Here is a 22800-nt window from a genome sequence, read left to right on the forward strand (position 1 = left end):
CCGAAATTGGTGATTATTTTCACTTTTCCCAGTCTTCTAAAAGGCCGTGCCTGATAGCATATTGCAATATGTCCGCCTTGCTGGAAAGGCGCAGTTTTTCCTTAATGCGTTTTTTATATGTTTCCACAGTATTCGTAGAAAGAAAGAGGATTTTGCACATTTCTTTACTGCTATAACCATGGGCGTATAGCTGTAAGACTTGTTTTTCTCTGTCTGAAAGCAGCCCTGTACGTATTTCTGGTAGCAGCCTCTGTCCAACATTCCCGTCTTGCTCAGAATTTACGTTTACCATGGCAATCCGTCGGTATTCCTTGGCTGCCATTTGAAAGCCTTCCTGACTGAGCGCAATATCTCCGTTTAAAACGATTTTCACTGTAGAAAGCAAATCTTGATCGGATATGTATTTATTCAAATACCCTCTCCCGCCTGCAGCCAGAAAAGCCAAAAGACAGTCTTTTTCGGGATAATGGGTTACAGCAATAATTTTTGTGTCAGGCAGAACTTCCATAATTTTTTTGGTGAATACAACCCCGTCTATATCCGGCAAATCGATACCGGTTATGATTAAATCCGGTTGGAGAGAAACTGCACCATTGAGAGCTTCCTTCCCACTGCCATACTCCCCAGCTACAGCCAATTCAGAATCGGTTACGAGAGAAGCCCGCAAAAGGTCTCCCAGGATCTTATGCTCATTCACCAATATGACCCTTTTCTTTTTTATCATTGCTTATCCTCAAAAATTAGACTTATTTAGTTCATTATAAATGTAACCATCCTTGGGTTCTATCACCAAAAATTGTTACAGATATAACAATACCGATTGGCTTTTTTTATTGATAATACCTTGCGTATAACTATATAAGAATAAGCACCCTTATTCAGGGTGCTTACAGCATCACCAGCCGAACGAGAAAAACCGCCTAAGACTTGAATTTGAATCCTGTGAAGCCTTCCGGGAACGGCTGAAAGGCACCGTATTGAAGAAAAGAACGGTGGTGAATGAAAGTGGCACACGGTCTTGATAGAGCTGATACCGGTCTTGTCGCTATGCGATTACAAACCTACTTCACGGCCTTTGTGGTGAATGTAAAAAGAATCGTGAAATTAAACGAACTAAAAGCGGCATAATGTTGCCGTTTGTTTTATTTTTAATGATTTTTAATACTATTTTGATGTTAAGATTGATTTTTAAAGGAATATATATGCACTAAAAAAGCCACCGCTTTATAAAATAGTGGCTTTTTCAGTGCTCTTGATTTACTGAGGTTCTCGGGACGTTCGTTTCCTACTCCCACTCAATCGTTCCCGGCGGTTTGCTGGTGATGTCGTAGGCTACCCGGTTGACCCCGTCCACTTCGTTCACGATACGGCGGGCCATGATGTCCAGCAGTTCCCAGGGCAGCTGCGCCACTTCTGCGGTCATGGCGTCATCACTGACTACGGCCCGGATAATTATGGGATAGGCATAGGTACGGGCGTCACCCATCACTCCCACGCTCCTTACCGGAGGCAGCACCGCAAATGCCTGCCATATCTCCTTATCCAGCCCGGCTTTATGAATCTCATCCCGGACGATGGCATCAGCTTCCCGCAGTATATCCAGTTTCTCTTTGGTTACCTCTTCCAATACCCGCACCCCCAAGCCCGGGCCGGGGAAGGGCTGCCGCCAGAGGATTTCCGGGGAGATGCCCAGCTTCTCGCCGATTATGCGCACCTCATCCTTGAACAGCAGGCGCAGAGGTTCCAGCAGTTCAAAATCCATGTCCTCCGGCAGACCGCCCACATTATGGTGGCTCTTTATAGTCTGGGCGGTGCGGGTGCCGCTCTCTATAATATCCGGATAGATGGTGCCCTGCACCAGATAATCGATTTCACCCAGTTTGGCTTTTTCCTCTTCGAATACCCGGATAAATTCTTCACCGATTATTTTACGCTTCCGTTCCGGGTCGGTAACCCCCTGCAAACGAGCCAGAAAACGATCGGCCGCAGGTGCAAAAACCAGGTTCATTTTCATTTTTTCCTTAAAGGTGGCTATGACCTGCTCCGATTCATCTTTGCGCATCAGGCCGTTATCCACATATACGCATACCAGCTGATCTCCCACGGCTTTATGTACCAGGGTTGCCGCCACGGACGAATCCACCCCGCCGCTGAGAGCGCAAAGCACTTTTTTGCTGCCTACCCTGGCCTTGATATCAGCAACCGTTTCCGCTATTAAATCATTGAGGTTCCAGTCTCCTTTAAGCCCTGCCACCTGGAATAAGAAATTGCGCAATATATCCCTGCCATAAGTACTATGCTTGACTTCAGGGTGAAACTGTACCCCGTAAAGGCCCCGGGCGGAATCACTCATAGCGGCGATGGAGCAATTGTCCGTACTGGCACTGACCTTAAAGCCCGGGGGAACGCTGCTGATAGCATCGCCGTGGCTCATCCAGACCTGCATTTCTCCAGGTATTGCCCTAAAAAGCAGATCTTCTTCTATTACGTGGAGGTGACTTCGTCCATACTCTCTTAAGAGACTGCCGCCCACTTTGCCCCCCATAGCCGCAGCCATGAGCTGCATACCGTAACAGATACCCAGCACCGGCACTCCCAGCTCAAAAATACCCGGATCACATACCGGAGCTCCTTCTTCACGCACGCTGGAGGGTCCTCCGGTCAGGATTATGGCCTGCGGGTTTTTCTTCCTGATTTCGTCCAGGCTGCTGTCATAAGGCAGCATTTCACTGTAAACTGACAGTTCTCTCACCCGGCGGGCGATCAATTGATTATACTGTCCCCCAAAATCAAGGACTACTACCGTTTCCTTGTCCATAAACACACCTCTATTTCTCATATACTGCCGGCTTCAGGATACAAACGGCCGGATAATTTCGGTATTTGCCCGCATAATCCAGACCATAGCCTACCACAAAATGGTCTTCAATACTGAAACCTGCATATTCCGCTCTTATCGGGCTCTTACGCCGGGATGGCTTATCCAGCAGGCAGCAGATTTTTACACTGCGCGGATTACGTTTTTTAAATATTTCCTTTATATAATTGAGCGTTAATCCGGTATCAATAATATCTTCAACCAGGAGTACGTTCTTGCCCTCCAACGAATAGTCCAAGTCCTTGATAATACGCACTTCCCCCGAGGATATGGTGGAGGCGCCGTAGCTGGAAACACTTATAAAATCAAGCTCCAACAGCAGGTCGATCTCCCTGACCAGATCGGCCATAAATACAAACGCACCTTTCAGCACCCCTATTACCAGCAATTCTTCTCCCCTGTAATCCCGGCTGATCCGAAGCCCCAGTTCCTTAACCCTAGCGCTTATTTGCTCCTGCGAATACAGAATATCTACTTCATCCCAATTCACTTACCCTATTCCCCCTATTAACATATAACTGGATTATAGCAACAAAATAGAGTCCAGTGCAATTTCATATATCGCTGTTTTTAGCCGGACGCCTGCGGCACATTCTGGCACACTTCGTAAACCTCCTGACCGCTGGCTTAATTAACTGTCCTAAAATCAAATGCTCCCTGGCAGCAGTGCGGTGATAAAGTCTGCGTATCCCGTGGATATTGGCGCCGTAGGTAATCAGGCACAAGGCAACTGTACTGCTTATTGCCCAGTATAAATCAGGGGGTTTTTTATGGAAAGCTACCTGGATGAGACAAGCGTAAATTGATTGCTGCCGAGCAGGCTGCCTGTATGGTCTGCCCGGGAGGATATCGTGGAGTATGGACAGTTTTTCACCAAACCTATCGATTTTGATGCCGCACCGGTAGCCCGGGCCGGGAAGGACGGAAGCAGATGCCGGCTCACTCGGATATGGGGTTGCAAACCGGATTCAGGCCGGTTCTTGCCCACATCAGAGCAAGCCATATTTCTCCAGGCGCCGGTACAGGGTGCGGCGCGATACCCCCAGGGCTTTGGCGGCGGCAGTTTTATTAAAACGGTGTTGATGCAGACAGTCTATAATCATCTGTTTCTCTTCATTGGAGGCGGGCAGTCCCGACGAGGGGAGCAGGATTTTGGTTTCGCTGCAACGTTTTGGGGACCTGAAGTATTCCGGGAAGAAATCCGGGGCAATGACCGAACCAGAAGTCAGCTGAATGGCTCCTTCCAGGACGTTTTGCATCTCCCGCACATTGCCGGGCCATCGGTAGCAGCGGAACGCTTCGGCTGCATCCCAAGACAGTTCCATGTCACTCCTGGCCAGGCGTTTACAGGTTTGCTGCAGGAAATGCCGGGCCAGCAATTCGATGTCGTCCAGGCGTTCCCGCAGCGGAGGAATAGAGATGCGAATCACCCCCAGGCGGTAAAACAGATCCCGGCGGAATAGATTGCGTTCCACTTCGTTTTCCAGGTCTTTATTGGTGGCGGCAATTATCCTGACGTTTACCGGTATTATGCGGTTGCCTCCCAGGCGCATGACCGTTTTTTCCTCCAGCACCCGCAGCAAGGTGGATTGCAGATCCAGCGGCATATCTCCGATTTCATCCAGGAAAATCGTGCCCTGGTCCGCCAGCTCAAATTTTCCCATGTTCCCGCCTTTACGGGCGCCGGTAAAGGCTCCGTCTTCATACCCGAAGAGTTCGCTGGCAATAAGCTCCCGCGGCAAGGCGGCGCAGTTGATGGCCAGAAAGGGGCCGTTCCGGCGGGGACTTTCATTATGTATAGCCTGAGCCAGCAGGTCTTTACCCGTTCCGCTTTCTCCCAGCAGGAGAATGCTGGAGGAGGTTGATGCCGCGGTTTTGGCCATATTCAAAGCCTGTAAAAACCGCTGGTTATTGCCTATAATATCCGTAAAGGTAATTTTAGCCCCACCGCCGATGCTGTTGCGCACGATGCGGTTAATGCGCTGACGTTCGCGCAAAATGACCACGCTTCCCGCATAAGCCGGATCCGGATGGTTGAGACAATTGCAGGTGATATTGCCCAGGAACCGATCCCGCCCCAGGGTTAAGGTGAAGTCCTCGTCAGTTATGGTGCGTCCTTGACTTACTGCATTTATAAAGCGGCGGTTCTCAGGAGTATGGCCGAATACGTCGTGCAGGCTCTTGCCAATGAAGCTCTCTTTGGGTTTTTTCAGCATGCGGGCACAGTTGCTGTTTATGTAGGTGATCTGGTCGCTCATATTTACTACCAGCACACCTTCGGACATGGATTCAGTGACCACTTCATGCGAGCGCCGGGCTCTTTCCAGTTCCATTTTCGTTTTTATATGATTGGTGGCCGCCACCACCATCCCCAGGGTATGGTTGCTGACCTTCTTAAAGGGAGCGGCCATCGCCAACAAACCGATAATCCGTCCCTGATCTACTAAGGGGGCGGAAGAGCAGGCCGCCACGTGGGAGAATAGACAAAAATGTTCGTAACCGAACACCGATATGGGACTGGCCAGGGCCATAGCCAGAGAGCCGCCATTGGTTCCCACCAGATGTTCGGCCCATAGCGAACCCTCCACCAGGCGGGCGCTATGGGCCCAGGCCAAAGACTCCCGGTCGCCGATTACTTTGAGAATACAATGGTTGGAGTCCCCCAAAATAACTACGAAACCGGTTCCGGCCACAAACTCGAACAAAGCGCTCATCACCGCTTGACTGGTTTCCAGCAAATAGGCCGAGTTGGCCTGATAACGCGCCAGCTCGGCTTTGGTGCAGATATAAGGGTTTTCACGCAGGCCTGGATTTACCCCGTAATCATAGCTCCGTTCCCAGGAATCCCGTATTTCCCGGCGAAGCTCCTCCCGGGCTCCCGGATGACGGTGGAGATGCTTCCACTTTTCCCGAAGATCTCTATCCTCCATCTAGCCAATCACTCCCTATCTAATTGTATCATTGTAAATTATTGTAAACAACTCTGGCACAAAGTGTGCCTCTTCCTTGCTCTATTTACCCTTTACCTCATATTTATTCCCCCTGACAACTGGTATGAAAATTGCACAATCAATAGTTTGAGAGATCGTCCTTGAAATAGGATCTCATGCAATATAAAACCGGTGGAGAAAGTGGGGAGGAGCATGAATGTGACGGATATGTTCGATTTATCGGGAAAGACAGCGGTAGTGACCGGGGGTTCGGTAGGTCTGGGCGCCCAGATGGCTGCTGCCCTGGCCGAAGCTGGTGCTGATGTAGTAGTGGCTGCCCGTAAAGTAGAACGCTGCCATCAGCTATGCGCACAATTGGAAGCCTTGCAGGTAAGAACCCTGGCAGTAGCCTGTGACGTAAGTCGGGAGGAGGATTGTAAGCGGCTGGTGGATGTGACCGTACAGGAGTTTACCAGTCTGGACATCCTGGTGAACAATGCCGGTTATACCTGGGCCGCGGATGCCATGAATTATCCCCTGGATAAATGGCAGGAAGTGCTTAATATCAACCTGACCGGACTGTTTCAGCTGTCAGCGTTGGCGGCGAAGGTTATGAAAAAACAGGGGCGGGGTAAAGTCATCAATATCGCCTCAGTGGCCGGCTTGGGCGGTACCACGCCCGAAACCCAGAATACGGTAGCCTATAACGCCAGTAAAGGGGCAGTTATGACCTTAACCAGGGATCTGGCGGTTAAATGGGCGCGTCATGGTATTTATGTCAACGCCATCGCTCCCGGATTTTTTCCGACCCATATGAGCCGGGGACTGCTGGAGAAGAACCGGCATCTGGTTCTTCCCAAGGTTCCGCTGAACCGGCTGGGGAGAGAGGATGATTTAAAGGGTCCTATTGTTTTTTTAAGCTCGGCGGCCTCTGATTATGTGACCGGGCAATGCCTGTTTGTAGAGGGCGGCATAACTGCCATGGTGTAGATGGTTGTATCCGGCACAATATGTGTCATTTTATGGGAAAATACAGGGAGGGAGCAGAAATGCGTACATCAAGCGAGTATCTGGATAAACTGGCCCGAATGAGAAAAAACCTGTATCTGGATGGAGAACTTATCGGTCGGGACCACCCCAAAGTTCTCCATGCCAGCGGAGCCATTCAACTGACTTTTGATTTGGTTGCGGATGAGCGGTTCACCGATTTGCTGACCGCAACCTCCCACCTTACCGGCCGGAAGATTAACCGTTTTACCCATATCCATCAAAGTCAGGAAGACTTGTTTGCCAAACAGGAGGTGACCAGAAAGCTGTGCAGCCTCAGCGGAAGCTGCGTACAGCGCTGTATGGGATGCGATGTGATGAATGCCTTGTCGGTGGCTACCAAAAACGCCGACCTAAAATATGATACGGACTATCATCGACGCTGGTTAAAATTCCTGCGCTATTTCCAGGAAAACGATCTGGTGGCTGCCTGTGCCCAGACTGATCCCAAAGGCGACCGCAGCAAAAGGCCGGCTGATCAGCCTGACCCGGATCAATACGTGCATGTGGTGGAAAGACGCCCCGACGGGGTAGTGGTGCGGGGCGCCAAGCTGCACAACACCATGGCTCCCTATGCCGATGAAATAATTGTAGTGCCTACCCGGGCACTGGCTAAAAATGAAAAGGATTACGCCATTGCCTTTGCCGTTCCTGCCGACAGCGAAGGCATTTATTTGATTGGCCGCCAGGCTTTCTTCCTGCCCCGGGAAGAGAATTTGGCCGCACCAGTGACCAGGTATGGCGATATAGAAAGCTTAACCGTGTTCGATAATGTCTTTATTCCCAATGAGCGTATCTTTATTAACGGAGAAACCGAATTCGCCGGTGAAGCCGCCCTTTTATTCGCATTATTCCATCGGCATAGCTATTGCGGATGCAAACCCGGTCTGGGCGATGTATTGATGGGCGCGGTAGCTCTGATCGCTGATTATCTGGGAGTAGAGAAAAAAGAACACATCCGGGAAAAACAGGCGGAGCTGGTCAGTGTGGCCGAACTGGTCTTTGCCGCTGGAATCGCTGCAGCGGTCAAATCGTTTCAGGCGCCGTCAGGGACGCAAATCCCCAATATCGTTTTCGCCAATGTAGGGCGCAGGCATGCCGGACACAATATCTACCACGAGTATAGTATACTGTGTGACATTTCCGGCGGCATTCCTGCCACCCTGCCCTTGTCCGGCGAATATAACAGCCCGGTAGTGGGAGACTTCGTCAGAAAATACGTCAGCCGCCGGGCGGGTGTTTCCGCTGAGAACCACTACCGGGCGGCTCATCTTCTGGCTGACCTGCTCACCTCGGAAGTGACTGCAGCCTTGCAGGTAGCAGGAGTACATGGGGGCGGTTCGCCTATAATGGAGGATATCGCTATTATGAGCTCTTACGATATGAATGCCAAGAAGGATCTGGCCAAGTACCTGGCGGGAATAACGGAAGGATAAAGGTAAAAGACCATAAAATACGTAAGAGGGGGGTTGATCGCCCTCCTCTTACGTATTTCACCATTAAGGTACTACCATAACTTTGACGCAATTATCTTCCTTATTGGCGAACAGGTGATAGCCTTCGATAATATTATCCAATTTGACGGTATGGGTAATCAAAGAGCTCACATCAAGCCGTTTTGCTTCAATCAGGGTAAGCAAACGCTTCATCTGGGTTAGAGGTACAAGCCCGCCCCGCATAGTGAGGTTCTTGAACATAAACTTCATCATCGGGAACTCCGATGCAGGTGTGCCGATTCCCACCACCGATATAGTGCCGCCCGGTGTGGTGCAGGTGATACACTGGTTTAGAGTCTGCGGTATCCCTGCCGCATCAATGGTTAATTCTACCCCATTGCCATCGGTAAGGCCTTTGATTTCTTTTATGACATTGACCCGGTTAGGGTTTAATAAATGGGTAGCCCCCAGTTTCCTGCCATGCTGCAAACGATAATCCTCGATATCAATCAAGAACAATTGAACCGGACTGAACAGCTGCGCGCAGGCTACCGCACACAATCCCACCGGACCGGCGCCGAATACGGCTACCCTGGCGCCCGGCGGAGGGCTGCCGTTCTCAACCGCAAAATATCCGGTTGACAGCACATCTCCCACCAGCAAAGCCTCCCGGTCGGAAACCGTATCCGGGATTTTAGCCAGGCAAGCGTCAGCATGGGGCACCCGGACATAGTGCGATTGTGCGCCGGGGAGATTGCCTTTGGCTTTCCCGGCCCCAAACATTCCCTGTACCGCCAGGCAGTTATACACTTTACCGGCCGCGCAATTAGGGCAAATACCACAGAAAGGACCGGCCGGTACCGCCACCCGTTCCCCCACCCGGAAGGCTTCGACGTCCTTACCGGTCTCACTTATTACTCCGACGAATTCATGACCCAGGATAAAGTTGGGAATGCTGGGGAAATGGCCTTTCCAAAAGTGAATATCGCTGCCGCAAATAGAAGAAGCGGTAACCCGAACGATTACATCAGTGGTGTTTATCAGCCTCGGTTCAGGAGTATCTTCCAGTGAAAGCACCTGGTGTTCCCGTAGAAATAAAGCTTTCATTTTATTCCCCCTTATATTTACTTAATACTTAAGCATTTAAATAGCAAAATCCATGCCATATAAGCCTGGCTGGGATTTTTCCCAGCCTCCCCCGGGCAAATGGAGATGCCTGATACAAATTGTATCGGGGTGGGCACAAGAGTACCTATAACTATGGTCATGCTAGTCTCCCGGGCACAAAACTAAAAAGAGGGGCCTTCAGCCCCTCCCGGTGATAAGCGTTTTAGTTCTTGGCAGTTGTCTCTGGTGCTGCTATTTTTATCTTCTGGTTCAGGTTCGAAAACTTGACTGTTACATTTAATTCAGTACTGGTCATCTTCTTATTGATGGCCTTGAGTTCAGCTTTACTGATGAGCCCTGTCCGGAAATCAATCCATATGCGGTATTCAAAATCCTTCCACATGGTTTCCAGAAGTTGACTCTCAATCGACGGTCTGCACCTTACCAACAAGCACTCCGTACCATCTATTTCTTCAAAGCCCAGTTTTTCAACTGTTTTTATTTGTTTAAACCGAAAGTTGGACAGAGGATTCAGTTCTGAAATCAGTAGTTCCTCAGAATTGCCGGCACTGCTGGGGATGACTAACCACTTCTTGGCAAAGGAATCATAATTGTAGATGGTACGGTCTATATAATAAATATCTACAGGTGTGTTAACCATCTCCCCCTTTATATGCGTATTCCCGTCTTGCTTTTCTCCGGTGACCTCACTTATCACCTCCTTCCGTTCATCCACGGTGAAAGTGGACAACAGGCTGTATTTATAACTGGTTACCGCGGCCATATTTTTACAGGCTCGGTTCAACTCCACCTGAGGTTCAAGTTTGGATTTTATATAGTAATCGCGGATTTTTTCAGCTGACAAGAGACCGGCGATAATACCTGCCGTCAGAATTAATACTATGATCCAGCGCGTCCTGTTAATAATGCCTCACCCCTTGGAAATATTTTTAAGCTGTCTTTATGGCATTCGAGTAATACATATTTATTAGGCTTTTACAGGATATATTACTTGGGCGGTGGTAGCATTTTATTCCATTTATAGAATTTTAAATACTGTATACTGAGCTTATATCGCTTTACTCGCTCTATCCAATTTGTTATAATTTTGCACGGTAATTATCCGATAAAAGTTATATAAGACAAAGGAGGCTTATATAAGTGTTTAAAAGCTATGAAGAAGTAGTGAGCTTCTGCAGGGAACGTAGCATCGAAATGATAGATTTTAAGATGATTGATCTTCTGGGCAGATGGCGTCACCTCAGCATTCCTACCTCACGATTCACCCCTGACACTCTGAAATACGGTATCGGCTTTGACGGCTCCAACTATGGTTTCGCTCCGGTAGAAAACAGCGACATGGTTTTTATCCCCGACCTTGAATCTGCTGTCTTTGACCCGTTTACCGAGGTGGCGACCCTCAGCATGATCGGCGACGTGTACGTTATCGCACAACCGGAGAATTACCGTTTCGATCAGGATCCCCGAACCATTGCCCGCAATGCTGAAGAGTACATGAAATCAACGGGAATTGCGGATGAGATGCGGATTGGGCCTGAATTCGAGTTTTATGTTTTTGACCACGTAAGTTATGAATGCAGCCCGCATAAACTCGGTTTCAGCATTGATGCCGAACAGGCCATGTGGAACAGTGGGGAAACCCAGTATCAGAATTTAGGCTATAAGGTGCCTCTCAAGGGCGGTTACCATATAACTCCGCCCCAGGATGTGCTTTACGACCTGCGCGCCCGTATGTGCCTTTTAATGGAGGAAAACAATATTCCGGTCAAGTATCACCACCACGAAGTGGGCGGTCCGGGACAAATAGAAATAGAAGTGGAATTCGGCGGGCTGCGGGAAATGGCCGACCGCACCATGCTGACCAAATACCTGGTCAAGAATCTGGCTTTTGCCGAAGGGAAAACGGTGACTTTCATGCCCAAGCCGCTTTTTGGTGAAGCGGGCAGCGGACTTCATGTTCATATGCACCTGTTTAAAGATAATGAACCCATCTTCTTTGACCCTGACGGTTATTCCCAATTGAGCAAAGAGGCTTTATACTTCATCGGCGGCTTGCTGAAGCATGCCCCGGCCCTGCTGGCTTTCACCAACCCCAGCACCAATTCCTACAAGCGTCTGGTGCCGGGCTATGAAGCCCCGGTAAGCATCTGTTTCGCCACTGCCAACCGCAGTGCCGTAATCCGGGTACCGGCCTATGCCAAGTCACCATCCCAGAAGCGCTTTGAATTCCGCTCCTCCGACGCCACCTGTAATCCTTATCTGGCTTACTCCGCTATGCTGATGGCAGGGCTGGACGGAATCAGAAATAAAATCGACCCTACCGCTGAAGGCTTTGGCCCCTACGATGTAAATCTCTATAAGCTGCCTCCCGAAGAGCAAGCGAAGATTAAAGGACTCCCCCGCTCCCTGGATGAAGCTCTGGATGCCCTGGAAGAAGACCATGGTTTCCTGTTAGCCGGCGGAGTATTTTCCCAACGGCTGATAAACATCTGGATTGAAAATAAGCGTCAGGAAGCGCGGCGGGTAAATGATATCCCCCATCCCCTGGAGTTTGAACTCTATTATGACCTTTAAGCACAGCCGTAATAGGTGTTCTTCAACTTCGGCCGAAGCCTGAGCAAGACTGGCTGAATGTCTCGATTGCCGGTTTTATCGCAGAACATAATAGCGAAATCCGTAACCAGGCGGACTGCGGATTTCGTTATTATGTTCGCTTTGCATATGGCCGAACTGACGGCTTGGCTTCGCTATTACCCTATCACCGATCGTTACGCCCGGCTTCGGTATAGTAAATTCTGCCCAGCCGGATTCTCTGGCCAATCAGGCATATTATAGCAATGCTTATCGATAAAGTAATAATCAGGGACGGCGGTAAAAAAACAACAGCACAGAATATGAATTCAGTACTAACAGCCATAATGGCGCTTATCGTCAATGGAACCTGCTCCAGAATGGCATTATCTATGATCGGTTTGCCGGCATTATGTCCCAGACTAGCTATAGCCAGAGCTATGGTTATAGCTGACAAACCAAGCAAAAAAACTAATCCTGTTCTCTGAACCATCACATGAATACTCAACTGAACTGCTGATCCTAAAAATAGTGCCGTTAACATTCCTAATACGCTTAATGGGAGGAAGGCGGCAAGTTTGGCAGCAATTAACCGGGATGGTTTTAATCCGCCCAGCCAATAGAAGGATTTTTGCTCGCCTTCATTTTGCCAAGCCGTCGCCGGCAGCTCCCCATAACAGAAAAGCCATACCGCCAATGCTATAATCAGAAACAGAGTTTGATCGTATAAATACCTATTGAGGGTGGTAAAACTGCAGATAAGGATAAATGCCAGCCAGATAAGCAAACGTACTTTGGTGATAGAGTTGCGCCATAGCAGGAACCATTCTTTAACTATGAAAGAATTGGGGAGCAAACGGCAGAATCGCCTGAATCTTGCGAACGGCAGGCTGTTTTTATTCATGGCATCATTCTGCAAATAAGCTTCCTCCCATAAACGCGATAAGGTTGAGGAAAAGAGCATAATAATGATGGCGGCCAAACAAAGCGCAAGGATGCTAAAAAGAATATCCCGATTATCAAAGGGAGCAAAAGAGAAATTATGCTCCATTAACAAAAAGCCCAGGAGAAGCGCGGTCGCTCCGCCCCATAGTAATAAAAAAAGCAGGTAAAAGACAGCGCCGGCTCTTTTCCAATACTTATTCACCAAGATATTAAATAAGCAGGCAACCAGAGCAGCGGCAACGGGAAAGACCACCAGGCTTAATAACCCCGGTAAAATGATCCCGGTCGAGGCTGCCAGAATTAAAGGGAACAGGGTCGCCGCACTTAGGTTTTTCCCCCAGACCTGCAGATAAACAGCCCATAGTATATGGCGGGCTTGGATTCCTGTCAGCAAATCAAATCGATTTTCTGCACAAGATAAATATCTTTCGGCAGATGAATAACTATAACCAAGTAAAATGATAAAAGCCAGCATGAATACCGGTGAAGTTTCCTCAGTGTACAAATAGCGCTGCATTATCGCATAGACAATACTCCCTAACCCCATAAGCTCAAACAACACCAGGCCCCAGCCCTCGCAGCGGCTCGCTGCCTTGGGCCCAGATATCTTGACCCTTCAGAAGGATGTGCCCACTTTTAGGCTTCAGCAGCCCGGTCAGCATCTTCAGGGTGGTGGATTTGCCCGCTCCGTTGGCTCCCAAGAGCGCAAAGATTTCTCCCTTCTGTACGGTCAAGCTCAGGTTGTCTACGGCTTTATAAGCTCCGTAGCGGTAGGAGAGGTTTTGCAACTGCAACAGCGGATCACCGGTGCGGATATGGGAGAGGTTTTCGGAGGACCAGCCATTATCCCGGACAAATGCCGGAGCCTTTTCCTCTAATTCATATTCCTGGGCTTTCATTTCTTCGGCATCATTATTGGGCATGCAGTTTTTGAGGGCTTTATCAAATGCCTGGCTGTCATCGACGTTTATATAAATCGATGTTACCATACCTCTTTTACTGGAATTATCTTGACTCTTTGCTTTAACCAGCAACGGACTTTTAAAAGCCATAACATGGGTTGCTCTGCTGGTTCCCATACAATAGAGGTCTTCGCCTTTCCTGAATAGTACAAGTCCAAGACTGTCCTTGGTTGACACCTGTATAGATACCGGATCAATCCTCTCAACCATTTCCCAGGGAACAGTCGCTGTAAAACGCCGGCCCAGACAGACAGCCAGTTCGTTTTCCCCAAGCACATGAGCTGATTTTAACAGCGCTACGCTATAATAGAGCAAACACAAGTCAAGCAATACGATTAGCAAAGACACTGTTAAAAAGATAGGAAGGCTGGCTGTTAGAAGACGGACAACCAATATCGCGATTACTGTTTCCAGCATCATAACCACTATAAACGCATAGTTCAGGTTTCTCATCGGCTGATTGCTTTTGGTATTGCTAAAGACGGTGTTTCCGCCAGGCAGCATATTTAATCACCCCTTTTGCAAGCAGTTGGATTTTATTGTCCAATCACTCCTGCCCCAACAAGAAAAGGAAAGCTGTTTTCAGCTCTTCAAATACTTGCTCAGCAGTTCCATCATCTTCATCTGAGATGGTGAAAACACTTCTGCCAGCATATCGGTTAATAATGATTCCAGTCTTTTTCCCAGGCCGGATTGGCTCATTAGCTTTTCATAAAAAGGAAGGCCCTTTATAAAGCAGGCATATTCCCCGGCTAATTCCGCAATAGCCGGGGAATCAGGTGCAAGGTCGGCGATAGCGGTGATGCGGGGTCCGTAATGCAGAGATTGCTGGTATTTATCGGGATGGTCGCGAAAGTACTCAGCCACCTCGCGGAAAGTATCCTGCAAATCGACGCCCCACTGCAAATCATCCACAATCCCGTGGATTTTACGTTCCTGCTCATACATTTCCGGGCATATGACCAAGTACTGTTTAAGGGCTTCTTCGCCCAGTATATCTGTAATCATCTGAAAAGACGGAGTTTGAGCAGGCTCTTTATCCAGCAGTTTCTGAATCCTCTCCAGCCGCTCGGTCATAATGCTTATCTGAGTGAGCAATTCCTTTTGTAAAGCGAGCAGTACCGTACGCAAAGACTTACAGTCATCAGGTTCACCCAACGTTTCTTTGATTTGCTGCAGGCTCAAACCCATAGATTTGAGATGTTTGATTGAACGCATGCGGTTTAACTCTGCCGCGCCATACAAGCGATAGCCGCCCGACGAGCGTTGCACTTCAGCCAGCAAACCCATCCTGTGATAGTGAAGTACCGTTTTTACAGTCACTCCGGTCAATTGGGCGAATTCGCCTATCTTAAGATGTCTTTCCATCCTTCATCCCCACCTTAAGGAAAGTATAAACCCCGACCTAAGGTCGGGGTCAATCAAAATTTTAAATTACCGGTTGTGCAAAAGCTTCGGCAATCCGATGTGTCCGAATATGGCTTAACACTCGGGGGTCAGGCCGTTATTGCGCAGCTTCCGGCAGCGCAGCTCCAGCAGCTTGCCCGGTTCCAACACCAGCAACTCATCCAGGTGGCTTTTAATACTAGCCCCCATCAGACTTACCATTGCCTCCATATCCTGCTGCGCTCCCCCCGGCGGTTCTTCGATTATTTCATCGATAATGCCGAATCTGAGCAAATCAGCAGCCGTAATTCTCAATGCGGTTGCCATTTCCTCCACCTTTTCCAGGTCCCGCCAGAGAATGGAAGCACAGGCCTCCGAGGAGGCAACCGAGAAAACCGCGTGGGAGAACATAATCAGACGGTCGGAAACGGCCAGGGCCAGGGCTCCGCCGCTGCCTCCTTCGCCGGTAATAACGGCAACCACCGGAACCTTAAGGGCAGACAGGGTCATCAGCACCCGGGAAATGGCCCAGGCCTGACCCCTTTCTTCGGCTCCCACCCCGGGATAAGCACCTGCGGTATCGATAAACGTTATCACCGGCCGTTCGAACTTCTGGGCCTGCAACAGCATCCGTTCAACCTTCCGGTATCCTTCAGGATGGGGCATACCGAAATTATTGCGGATATTCTCCCCTGTGTCCCTGCCTTTCTGGTGGCCGATAACAGTCACCGGCAGACCCTTAAAACTACCGATACCGGAAATGATAGCCCGGTCTTCACCATAAAACCTGTCCCCATGCAACTCAATCCAGTCATCACATAACCGTTCAATATAATCACGGCTGGTGGGCCGTTCCGGTTGACGTATCAGCAGGATTTTCTCCCAGGGCGTAAGTTGCTGATACTTGTCAGACCTTAAGCCGTCCATCCTCTTTTCAATCTCTTCAATCTCCGTAACCAGGTTAATATCCATACCGGAGGATGCATCCCGCAGTTCGCGTACCTTTTGTTTCAGACTTTCAAACTTTTGCTCGTAATCAAACTGTCGTTTCGGCATGGTTCCCTCCCTGGTGAAGTCTCAACAGTAAAATCAATGTGTCCCTCAATTTGGAGCGTTCCACCACTAAGTCCAGCATACCGTGCTCCAGTAAAAAGCCGGAGCGTTGAAAGTTATCCGGCAAGCGTTCGCCTATGGTCTGTTTAATCACCCGGGGACCGGTAAAACCAAGCAGGGCGCCAGGTTCGGCCATAATAATATCCGCCAGGGAAGCAAAACTGGCCAGCACTCCGCCGGTGGTAGGGTTGGTAAGAACCGAGATATATAAGAGCCCTTTTTGGTGCAGACGCTCCAGAACAGCGGCCGTCTTGGCCATCTGCAGCAGGGAGAAGATGCCTTCCTGCATCCGCGCGCCGCCCGAGGTACTGCATATTATCAGGGGTAATTCCAAATCCAGGGCCTTTTCCACCGCCCGGCATATTTTTTCTCCCACTGCTACCCCCATGCTTCCCATCATAAAGCGGGAATCCATAACGGCAAGAACTACCCGGTTCCCCCCCATACGGGCTATGCCGGTGACAATCGCTTCCGCTAAATCTGACTCCTGCCTGGCCCGCTCCAGTTTGTCCTCATAATCAGGAAAATCCAGTATATTGTCGGCAGCAAGGTCAGCATCCATCTCTTCAAAACTACCTGCATCACTTAACAGTTCTATACGCTGATAGGCCGAAAGGGTGAGATTGTGATTGCATTTGGGGCAAACCCCTTTATGGGCGGATAAATTATCTGCCGGTATCCAAACGCCACAATTGGGACAACCCTGCCCCGGGGCGGGCAAAACGCTGCTCCGGGGTTCATTCGGTACTTTTATGGGAAAATATTTCTTTTTACCAAACATAAAGCTTATTGCTACCCCTCCAATCGATTGAGGGAAAACCAGAATTCGCCCTTGCAAAGGGTAGCATTATTTACTGTAATTTCTCCCCGGCCTTTGCCGATGTTACCCTTTATATTCAGCAATTCCGATTTAATCAGCAAGGTATCTCCCGGAGAGGCCATACGCCGGAACCGGATATGATCCACCCCGGCCAGGTAAGCCAGGTAACCACGATATTTATCCGCAGCCAGCAGGGCACAGGCCCCTACCTGAGCCATAGCTTCTATCATCAAAACCCCAGGCATCACCGGATGTCTGGGAAAGTGGCCGGCAAAGTAAGGCTCGTTTATGGATACGTTTTTTAACCCCAGCGCACTTGCCCCCGGTTTAATCTCCAAAATCTTATCAACCATCAGGAAGGGATAGCGGTGGGGCAGGATTTCCATTATCTGTTCAATATTCAATCCAGAACTCACCTCATTTTCCGTACGATCAGAACCGCATTATGCCCGCCGAAGCCTAGAGAATCCGAAGCCGCTATCTGCAATTTAGCTCTCCTGGCCTTTAATGGCACATAATCCAGGTCGCAAAGCGGGTCCGGCTCTTCCAGGTTCAGGGTCGGCGGTATCACCTGCTCTGCCAGACTCTGTACGGTGGCAATAAGTTCTATCGCCCCTGCTGCCCCCAGCGTGTGCCCGGTTGCCGCTTTTATGGAATTCACCGCCAGTTCATAACTGTGCCCGGCAAAAACATCCTTTATAGCTTTGGTTTCCATCTGATCATTGAGGGTGGTGCCGGTCCCATGGGCATTGATATAGTCCACTTCCGCCGGCTTTATCCCGGCATCGGCTATCGCATGGCGGAAAGCTGCGGCAGCACCCCTTCCCTCAATATCGGGCTGCACCATATGCACGGCATCAGCGCTGCAGCCGAAGCCGATCAATTCCGCATAAGGTTTGACGCCCCGCTGCAATGCGTGTTCCATTTCCTCCAGCACCAGCACCCCGGCGCCTTCCCCCATCACGAAGCCGTCCCGTTTTAAATCAAAGGGGCGGCAGGCCTTCTGGGGCTCTTCATTACGGGTAGACAGAGCCTTCATGGCACAGAAGCCGCCGATAGCCATAGGGGTGACGGAAGCTTCGCTGCCGCCGGTCAGCATTATATCAGCCTTACTATTCTGAATAGCGCGATAAGCGTCTCCAATAGCATGGGTTGCAGAAGCACAGGCAGTAACCGTACAGGAATTCGGTCCGGTAACTCCCAGCATAATTGCTACCTGCCCTGACGCCATACTAGGAATTATCATGGGAATAAAGAAGGGGCTTATGCCGCCTATTCCCCTTTTCAGCATATTATTATGCTGCTGCTCAAAGGTCTCGATTCCCCCTATACCGGAGCCAATAATTACTCCGGTCCGTTCCTTCACCTCATCCAAAACGGTTGGCAAATCAGAGTCTTCAACTGCCGTTCGTGCAGCCGCACAGGCATACTGGACAAAGCGGTCCATACGCCGGGCATCTTTTTGGGCTACATAATCCGCTGCGTTAAAATCCTTGATTTCAGCAGCAATCCGGCTGGGAAAGGCAGCGCTGTCAAAACGCTCGATAGGCCCTATCCCGCTTTTTCCCTGCAGCAGATTAGTCCAAAACGTATCCCTGTCCAGTCCGATGGCAGAGACAACCCCCATGCCACTAATAACTACACGCCGCTGTGACATTTAATCACCCCTGACTTGTTTACCCAGCAAATCTTCCACGTAGTTGACTGCATCCCCCACCGTTTTTAATGTTTCTGCGGCTTCTTCCGGTATCTGGATGTCGAATTTTTCTTCCAGCAGCATCAGCATTTCCACTATATCGAGGGAATCCGCTTCCAGATCCTCTTCAAAACTGGACTCCATCTTAATATCACCCTCAGGGATATCCTTAATCTCCGCAATTATCTTCACCAATTCATCAAACACTGCCATTACCGTAAATCCTCCTTATAACTTCAAAATACTATCACTCCAGCCTAAAACGGCCCCATACCTCCGTCTACCCGGATTACCTGGCCATTGACATAGGAAGCCTCTGCGGAAGCCAGGAATAGTACCACCGCTGCCACATCTTCAGGTTTTCCCAATCTGCCCGCCGCAATACCGGACAATATGTGCCGGCGCTGCTCCGCATTAAGGCTTGCGGTCATATCGCTCTCAATATATCCCGGGGCAACAGCATTGGCCGTAATCCCCCGGCTCCCATATTCCCGGGCGATGGAATAGGTCAAACCCAGCAGCCCGGATTTGGCTGCCGCATAATGGGCCTGACCGGCATTACCGCTGATTCCTACTACCGAAGAAATGTTAATAATCCGGCCAAAGCGCTTTTTAAACATATGCTTTACCGCAGCCCGGCTGCAGTAAAAGGTTGAAGAGAGGTTTGTATTTATCACCCTTTCCCATTCTTCATCCTGTATCCTGAGCATTAACTGGTCGTGATTGATACCGGCATTGTTGACCAGTACATCAAGCCGTCCAAATTCCTTTACCCCCGCTTCTATCAATTCCCGGGCCTCACCCGCCTGAGATACATCGGCCCGAACCAGAATACCTCTGCTTCCGGCCGCATTGACCTCTGCCATTACCTCTTCCGCCTGCTCCCGGTTGCGGTGATAATTAATCACTACCTGATAACCCCGGCGGGCGAAACTCAATGCAATGGTACGGCCTATTCCCCGGGAACTTCCGGTTACTAGCGCTACCCTTTCCTGCAAATGGACTCAACCTCCTTGAGTACTTTCCCCAATGATTTACTGTCCTCTACATTCCCCAGCAAACGACCCGGTGCAATACGCTTAATCAAACCGGATAGGGTCTTGCCCGGGCCAATTTCGATAAAGTAGTCCGCTTTTTCGGCCATATACCTGATACTGGCTTCCCACTGGACCGGAGAATATAACTGCTGCGCCAGTAAATCGCCAATCCTTTCCGGACTATGTTCCCGTCCGGTTACATTGCTTATCACTCCCGGAGTTGGGTTATCCCACTGCAGCCGCCGCAGATGCTCCTGCAGCTTGTCGGCAGCCGGTTTCATCAGACGGCTGTGGGAAGGAACCGATACCTCCAGTATTCTTACCTTTCCGCCCTTATCCCGCAATATGCCGCCTGCACTTAAAACTGCTTCTCTTGCTCCGGAAATAACCATCTGGCCCGGGCAGTTAAGATTGGCAACATCCACTATCCCCTCCGCCTCCCGGCAAACCCGGGCCAGGATCTCATAATCCAGTCCCAGAACCGCAGCCATGGCCCCTTCCCCCGGCGGGACCGCCGCCTGCATCAGGCGTCCCCGGTTTTGCACCAGGGGCAGAGCGTTTTCCAGGTCAATAGCTCCGGATGCCACCAGAGCAGTATACTCGCCCAGGCTTAAACCAGCCAGGAGGTCGGGATAGATTCCCTGTTTTTTAACTGCGGCCAGAACCGCCAGACTGGCAATCAATAATGCCGGTTGCGCAAATTCAGTCTGATTCAATATATTAGCAGGCCCGGAAAAGCAGAGGTCGCTGATTTTGTAACCGCTGATCCGGTCGGCCCGGTCAAAAACTGCGGCTGCTTCCGGGTATTGCTCTGCCATTTCTTTGCCCATTCCGCTGTACTGGGCTCCCTGTCCCGGGAAAATAAAAGCTAAAGTCGGCATGGTATACCCTCCACTCTCTGTCTGACTGCAAGGGCATCCTTGATTATCTCATTTACGATATCAGCCGCAGGCTGCACCTTCTTCACCAGTCCGCATATCTGACCGGCCAGCACGGTTCCCTCGTTTACTTCCCCCTGTACAGCTGCCCGGGGGTAACGCCCCTTACCCATCTTCTCCAGCAATTCCCGGTTATCACCTGCAGCCTCCAACTGAAGATACTCCCGGGTAAAACGATTATGAATAGCCCTTACCGGGTGCGTGGTGGACATTCCGCAGACAACTGTATCCCGGTCCCGGGCTTTTATTATCTTTTCCTGATAAAGCGGATGCACATCGCATTCCTGAGCACACACGAAGCGGGTACCCAGCTGCACTCCATCTGCTCCCAGGGCCAGGGCTGCTATCACCCCTCTGCCGTCAGCGATGCCACCGGCAGCAACTACCGGCACATCAACTGCATCCGCCACCATCGGGACCAGACACATGGTGGTCATTTCACCGACATGGCCGCCCGATTCGCCGCCTTCGGCAATAATGGCATCCGCCCCCAGCCGGCTGAGGCGGCGGGCCAGTGCCTGGGAGGCTACTACCGGGAGCACCTTGATGCCGGCACTTTTTAATCTTTCCAGATAACGTCCCGGATTGCCCCCACCGGTCGTTACCACCGGTACCCTGGCCTTGATTACCAAGTCAACAATCTCCTCAACATGGGGAGAGACCAGCATAAGATTAACCGCAAAGGACTTTGCGGTATGCCGGCGGACAAAGTCTATCTCCTTTTCCAGCCAGACCCGGTCTCCATCACCGGTGCCTATTACCCCTAATCCTCCCGCCTCGGATACGGCTGCAGCCAGTCTTCCTCCTGCTATCCGGGCCATAGCACCCTGTATTATCGGGTATTCAATATCTAAAAGGTCACATAGTCTAGTTTTAAATTGCGTCTCAATCCCTCCCCCAGCGAACAATAGCTCCGCCACAGGTAAGTCCCGCGCCAAAGGCCACCATTAAAACCAGGTCTCCCGGCTCGATTTTGCCCTCCATATCCGCCATGGAGAGAGCCACCGGTATAGACGCAGCCGACATGTTGCCAAATTTATCTATATTAATCAGGGTCTTGGCTTCCGGTATGTTCATCCGTTTCATAGCTGTTTTTATAATGCGGATATTGGCCTGATGGGGAACAAAAACATCGATATCCTGATAAGTGAGGCCCGCCTTGGCCAGCAATTTTTCACTTACCTCAACCATGACTTTACTGGCAAACCGGAATACCTCTTTACCATTCATCTTGATATAATGCAAGCGGTCACGGACAGTCTGTTCCGAAGCCGGTAAAGCGGAACCGCCTGCCGGCATGTAGAGCGACCCGCTCCCCCTGCCGTCCGCCGCCAGGTGAGTGGCGATAATTCCTGCCGGGGACTCACCCCGGGCCAGAACAGCGGCGCCGGCTCCATCGCCAAAGAGCACACAGGTATTGCGGTCACTATAGTCGGTTATCTTGGACAAGAGGTCCGAAGCTACTACCAGGACGTAATTATATCCGGCTGTAGACATGAATTTTTCCGCTGCTGCCAGTGCATAAAGAAACCCGGTACAACCAGCTCCCAGATCGAAGGCAGCAGCATTCCGGGCCTCCAGCCGGTCCTGGAGAATACAGGCCGTAGACGGAAACGGCATATCCGGAGTTACGGTCGCAACAATTATCAGATCCAGTTGCCCGGCTTCTATTCCGGCCTTTTGCAGAGCCATAACAGCTGCATCGTAACAAAGGTCGGAAGTACATGTTTCACTTGCGGCAATTCTTCTTTCCTTTATGCCCGTTCTTTCTACAATCCACTCATCACTGGTATCAACCATTTTCTCCAGATCACTGTTGCTCATAACCCGGGTAGGCAGAGCATGACCCAGAGCTTTTATCTGCATGTTCAACTATTTACACCTGCCTGGCTGTTACTTTTTGAGTAAAGGTT

Annotated in this window: 21 protein-coding genes; 3 read left to right on the forward strand and 18 right to left on the reverse strand. The window is 50.1% G+C overall.

Features of this window, described 5'->3' with window-relative positions:
- Window positions 1-19: 19 nt before the first annotated feature.
- From ACU70B_RS12095 to ACU70B_RS12110, 4 genes are all read right to left on the reverse strand, one after another.
- Window positions 20-724 carry a response regulator gene (locus tag ACU70B_RS12095; protein WP_447183776.1) on the reverse strand — a complete coding sequence of 235 codons (705 nt, stop codon included), beginning with the start codon at window positions 722-724 and terminating at the stop codon, window positions 20-22.
- 561 nt (window positions 725-1285) lie between these two features.
- Entirely contained in the window at window positions 1286-2818 is a 1533-nt protein-coding gene (gene guaA, locus ACU70B_RS12100; RefSeq protein ID WP_447185771.1) for a glutamine-hydrolyzing GMP synthase, read from the reverse strand.
- A gap of 10 nt (window positions 2819-2828) precedes the next feature.
- Complete coding sequence (hpt, locus tag ACU70B_RS12105) at window positions 2829-3368, reverse strand: hypoxanthine phosphoribosyltransferase (RefSeq protein ID WP_447183777.1); 540 nt, start codon at window positions 3366-3368, stop codon at window positions 2829-2831.
- A 499-nt stretch (window positions 3369-3867) separates the two neighbouring features.
- A complete protein-coding gene (locus ACU70B_RS12110; protein ID WP_447183778.1) occupies window positions 3868-5808 on the reverse strand; it encodes a sigma-54-dependent Fis family transcriptional regulator in 1941 nt (646 codons plus the stop codon).
- Between the two features lie 213 nt (window positions 5809-6021).
- On the opposite strand from ACU70B_RS12110, the gene ACU70B_RS12115 reads away from it, so the two are divergent.
- The gene (locus ACU70B_RS12115) at window positions 6022-6798 is read left to right on the forward strand and encodes a glucose 1-dehydrogenase (protein WP_447183779.1); all 777 of its coding nucleotides are present in this window, start codon (window positions 6022-6024) and stop codon (window positions 6796-6798) included.
- Window positions 6799-6857: 59 nt separating this feature from the next.
- Window positions 6858-8291 carry a 4-hydroxyphenylacetate 3-hydroxylase family protein gene (locus ACU70B_RS12120; RefSeq protein ID WP_447183780.1) on the forward strand — a complete coding sequence of 478 codons (1434 nt, stop codon included), beginning with the start codon at window positions 6858-6860 and terminating at the stop codon, window positions 8289-8291.
- 63 nt (window positions 8292-8354) lie between these two features.
- On the opposite strand, the gene ACU70B_RS12125 is transcribed toward ACU70B_RS12120, so the two are convergent.
- Both ACU70B_RS12125 and ACU70B_RS12130 read right to left on the reverse strand, forming a co-directional pair.
- On the reverse strand, window positions 8355-9398 hold the full coding sequence (locus ACU70B_RS12125) for a zinc-binding dehydrogenase (protein ID WP_447183781.1): 1044 nt from the start codon (window positions 9396-9398) through the stop codon (window positions 8355-8357).
- Window positions 9399-9621: 223 nt separating this feature from the next.
- Complete coding sequence (locus tag ACU70B_RS12130; RefSeq protein WP_447183782.1) at window positions 9622-10203, reverse strand: hypothetical protein; 582 nt, start codon at window positions 10201-10203, stop codon at window positions 9622-9624.
- Between the two features lie 356 nt (window positions 10204-10559).
- Here ACU70B_RS12130 and glnA point away from each other — a divergent pair, with 356 nt between their 5' ends.
- A complete protein-coding gene (gene glnA / locus ACU70B_RS12135; RefSeq protein WP_447183783.1) occupies window positions 10560-11993 on the forward strand; it encodes a type I glutamate--ammonia ligase in 1434 nt (477 codons plus the stop codon).
- 184 nt (window positions 11994-12177) lie between these two features.
- On the opposite strand, the gene ACU70B_RS12140 is transcribed toward glnA, so the two are convergent.
- The 12 genes from ACU70B_RS12140 to ACU70B_RS12195 form a co-directional block, all read right to left on the reverse strand.
- Entirely contained in the window at window positions 12178-13497 is a 1320-nt protein-coding gene (locus tag ACU70B_RS12140; protein ID WP_447183784.1) for a hypothetical protein, read from the reverse strand.
- Complete coding sequence (locus ACU70B_RS12145; RefSeq protein ID WP_447183785.1) at window positions 13487-14401, reverse strand: ATP-binding cassette domain-containing protein; 915 nt, start codon at window positions 14399-14401, stop codon at window positions 13487-13489. Before ACU70B_RS12145 ends, ACU70B_RS12140 begins: the two co-directional genes overlap by 11 nt.
- Before the next feature lie 78 nt (window positions 14402-14479).
- Complete coding sequence (locus tag ACU70B_RS12150; RefSeq protein ID WP_447183786.1) at window positions 14480-15265, reverse strand: MerR family transcriptional regulator; 786 nt, start codon at window positions 15263-15265, stop codon at window positions 14480-14482.
- Between the two features lie 114 nt (window positions 15266-15379).
- Complete coding sequence (locus ACU70B_RS12155; RefSeq protein WP_447183787.1) at window positions 15380-16339, reverse strand: acetyl-CoA carboxylase carboxyltransferase subunit alpha; 960 nt, start codon at window positions 16337-16339, stop codon at window positions 15380-15382.
- Window positions 16320-17177 (reverse strand): acetyl-CoA carboxylase, carboxyltransferase subunit beta, encoded by an 858-nt coding sequence (accD, locus tag ACU70B_RS12160; RefSeq protein ID WP_447183788.1) that lies wholly within the window; start codon window positions 17175-17177, stop codon window positions 16320-16322. Before accD ends, ACU70B_RS12155 begins: the two co-directional genes overlap by 20 nt.
- Window positions 17178-17188: 11 nt before the next feature.
- Window positions 17189-17620: a 3-hydroxyacyl-ACP dehydratase FabZ gene (gene fabZ / locus ACU70B_RS12165; protein WP_447183789.1), complete on the reverse strand. Its 432-nt coding sequence runs from the start codon at window positions 17618-17620 to the stop codon at window positions 17189-17191.
- Between the two features lie 8 nt (window positions 17621-17628).
- Window positions 17629-18873, reverse strand: coding sequence for a beta-ketoacyl-ACP synthase II (gene fabF / locus ACU70B_RS12170; protein WP_447183790.1), 1245 nt, complete (start codon window positions 18871-18873; stop codon window positions 17629-17631).
- Window positions 18874-19125 (reverse strand): acyl carrier protein, encoded by a 252-nt coding sequence (gene acpP / locus ACU70B_RS12175; RefSeq protein ID WP_447183791.1) that lies wholly within the window; start codon window positions 19123-19125, stop codon window positions 18874-18876.
- A 44-nt stretch (window positions 19126-19169) separates the two neighbouring features.
- Window positions 19170-19910, reverse strand: a complete 741-nt coding sequence (gene fabG / locus ACU70B_RS12180) for a 3-oxoacyl-[acyl-carrier-protein] reductase (RefSeq protein WP_447183792.1) — start codon at window positions 19908-19910, stop codon at window positions 19170-19172.
- Window positions 19895-20830 carry an ACP S-malonyltransferase gene (fabD, locus tag ACU70B_RS12185; RefSeq protein ID WP_447183793.1) on the reverse strand — a complete coding sequence of 312 codons (936 nt, stop codon included), beginning with the start codon at window positions 20828-20830 and terminating at the stop codon, window positions 19895-19897. The genes fabG and fabD overlap by 16 nt, the downstream gene beginning before the upstream one ends.
- Window positions 20818-21777, reverse strand: coding sequence for a nitronate monooxygenase (locus ACU70B_RS12190; protein WP_447185772.1), 960 nt, complete (start codon window positions 21775-21777; stop codon window positions 20818-20820). Before ACU70B_RS12190 ends, fabD begins: the two co-directional genes overlap by 13 nt.
- A complete protein-coding gene (locus tag ACU70B_RS12195; RefSeq protein WP_447185773.1) occupies window positions 21773-22753 on the reverse strand; it encodes a beta-ketoacyl-ACP synthase III in 981 nt (326 codons plus the stop codon). Before ACU70B_RS12195 ends, ACU70B_RS12190 begins: the two co-directional genes overlap by 5 nt.
- Window positions 22754-22800 lie beyond the last annotated feature (47 nt).

It is taken from the genome of Syntrophomonas curvata, assembly GCF_052976825.1.

Coding starts and splice junctions, on each gene's coding strand:
- ACU70B_RS12095 (WP_447183776.1), bottom strand. CDS start 724: ATGATAAAAAAGAAAAGGGTCATATTGGTGAATGAGCATAAGATCCTG.
- guaA (WP_447185771.1), bottom strand. CDS start 2,818: ATGGACAAGGAAACGGTAGTAGTCCTTGATTTTGGGGGACAGTATAAT.
- ACU70B_RS12110 (WP_447183778.1), bottom strand. CDS start 5,808: ATGGAGGATAGAGATCTTCGGGAAAAGTGGAAGCATCTCCACCGTCAT.
- ACU70B_RS12115 (WP_447183779.1), top strand. CDS start 6,022: ATGAATGTGACGGATATGTTCGATTTATCGGGAAAGACAGCGGTAGTG.
- ACU70B_RS12120 (WP_447183780.1), top strand. CDS start 6,858: ATGCGTACATCAAGCGAGTATCTGGATAAACTGGCCCGAATGAGAAAA.
- ACU70B_RS12125 (WP_447183781.1), bottom strand. CDS start 9,398: ATGAAAGCTTTATTTCTACGGGAACACCAGGTGCTTTCACTGGAAGAT.
- ACU70B_RS12145 (WP_447183785.1), bottom strand. CDS start 14,401: ATGCTGCCTGGCGGAAACACCGTCTTTAGCAATACCAAAAGCAATCAG.
- ACU70B_RS12150 (WP_447183786.1), bottom strand. CDS start 15,265: ATGGAAAGACATCTTAAGATAGGCGAATTCGCCCAATTGACCGGAGTG.
- ACU70B_RS12155 (WP_447183787.1), bottom strand. CDS start 16,339: ATGCCGAAACGACAGTTTGATTACGAGCAAAAGTTTGAAAGTCTGAAA.
- accD (WP_447183788.1), bottom strand. CDS start 17,177: ATGTTTGGTAAAAAGAAATATTTTCCCATAAAAGTACCGAATGAACCC.
- fabF (WP_447183790.1), bottom strand. CDS start 18,873: ATGTCACAGCGGCGTGTAGTTATTAGTGGCATGGGGGTTGTCTCTGCC.
- acpP (WP_447183791.1), bottom strand. CDS start 19,125: ATGGCAGTGTTTGATGAATTGGTGAAGATAATTGCGGAGATTAAGGAT.
- fabD (WP_447183793.1), bottom strand. CDS start 20,830: ATGCCGACTTTAGCTTTTATTTTCCCGGGACAGGGAGCCCAGTACAGC.
- ACU70B_RS12195 (WP_447185773.1), bottom strand. CDS start 22,753: ATGCAGATAAAAGCTCTGGGTCATGCTCTGCCTACCCGGGTTATGAGC.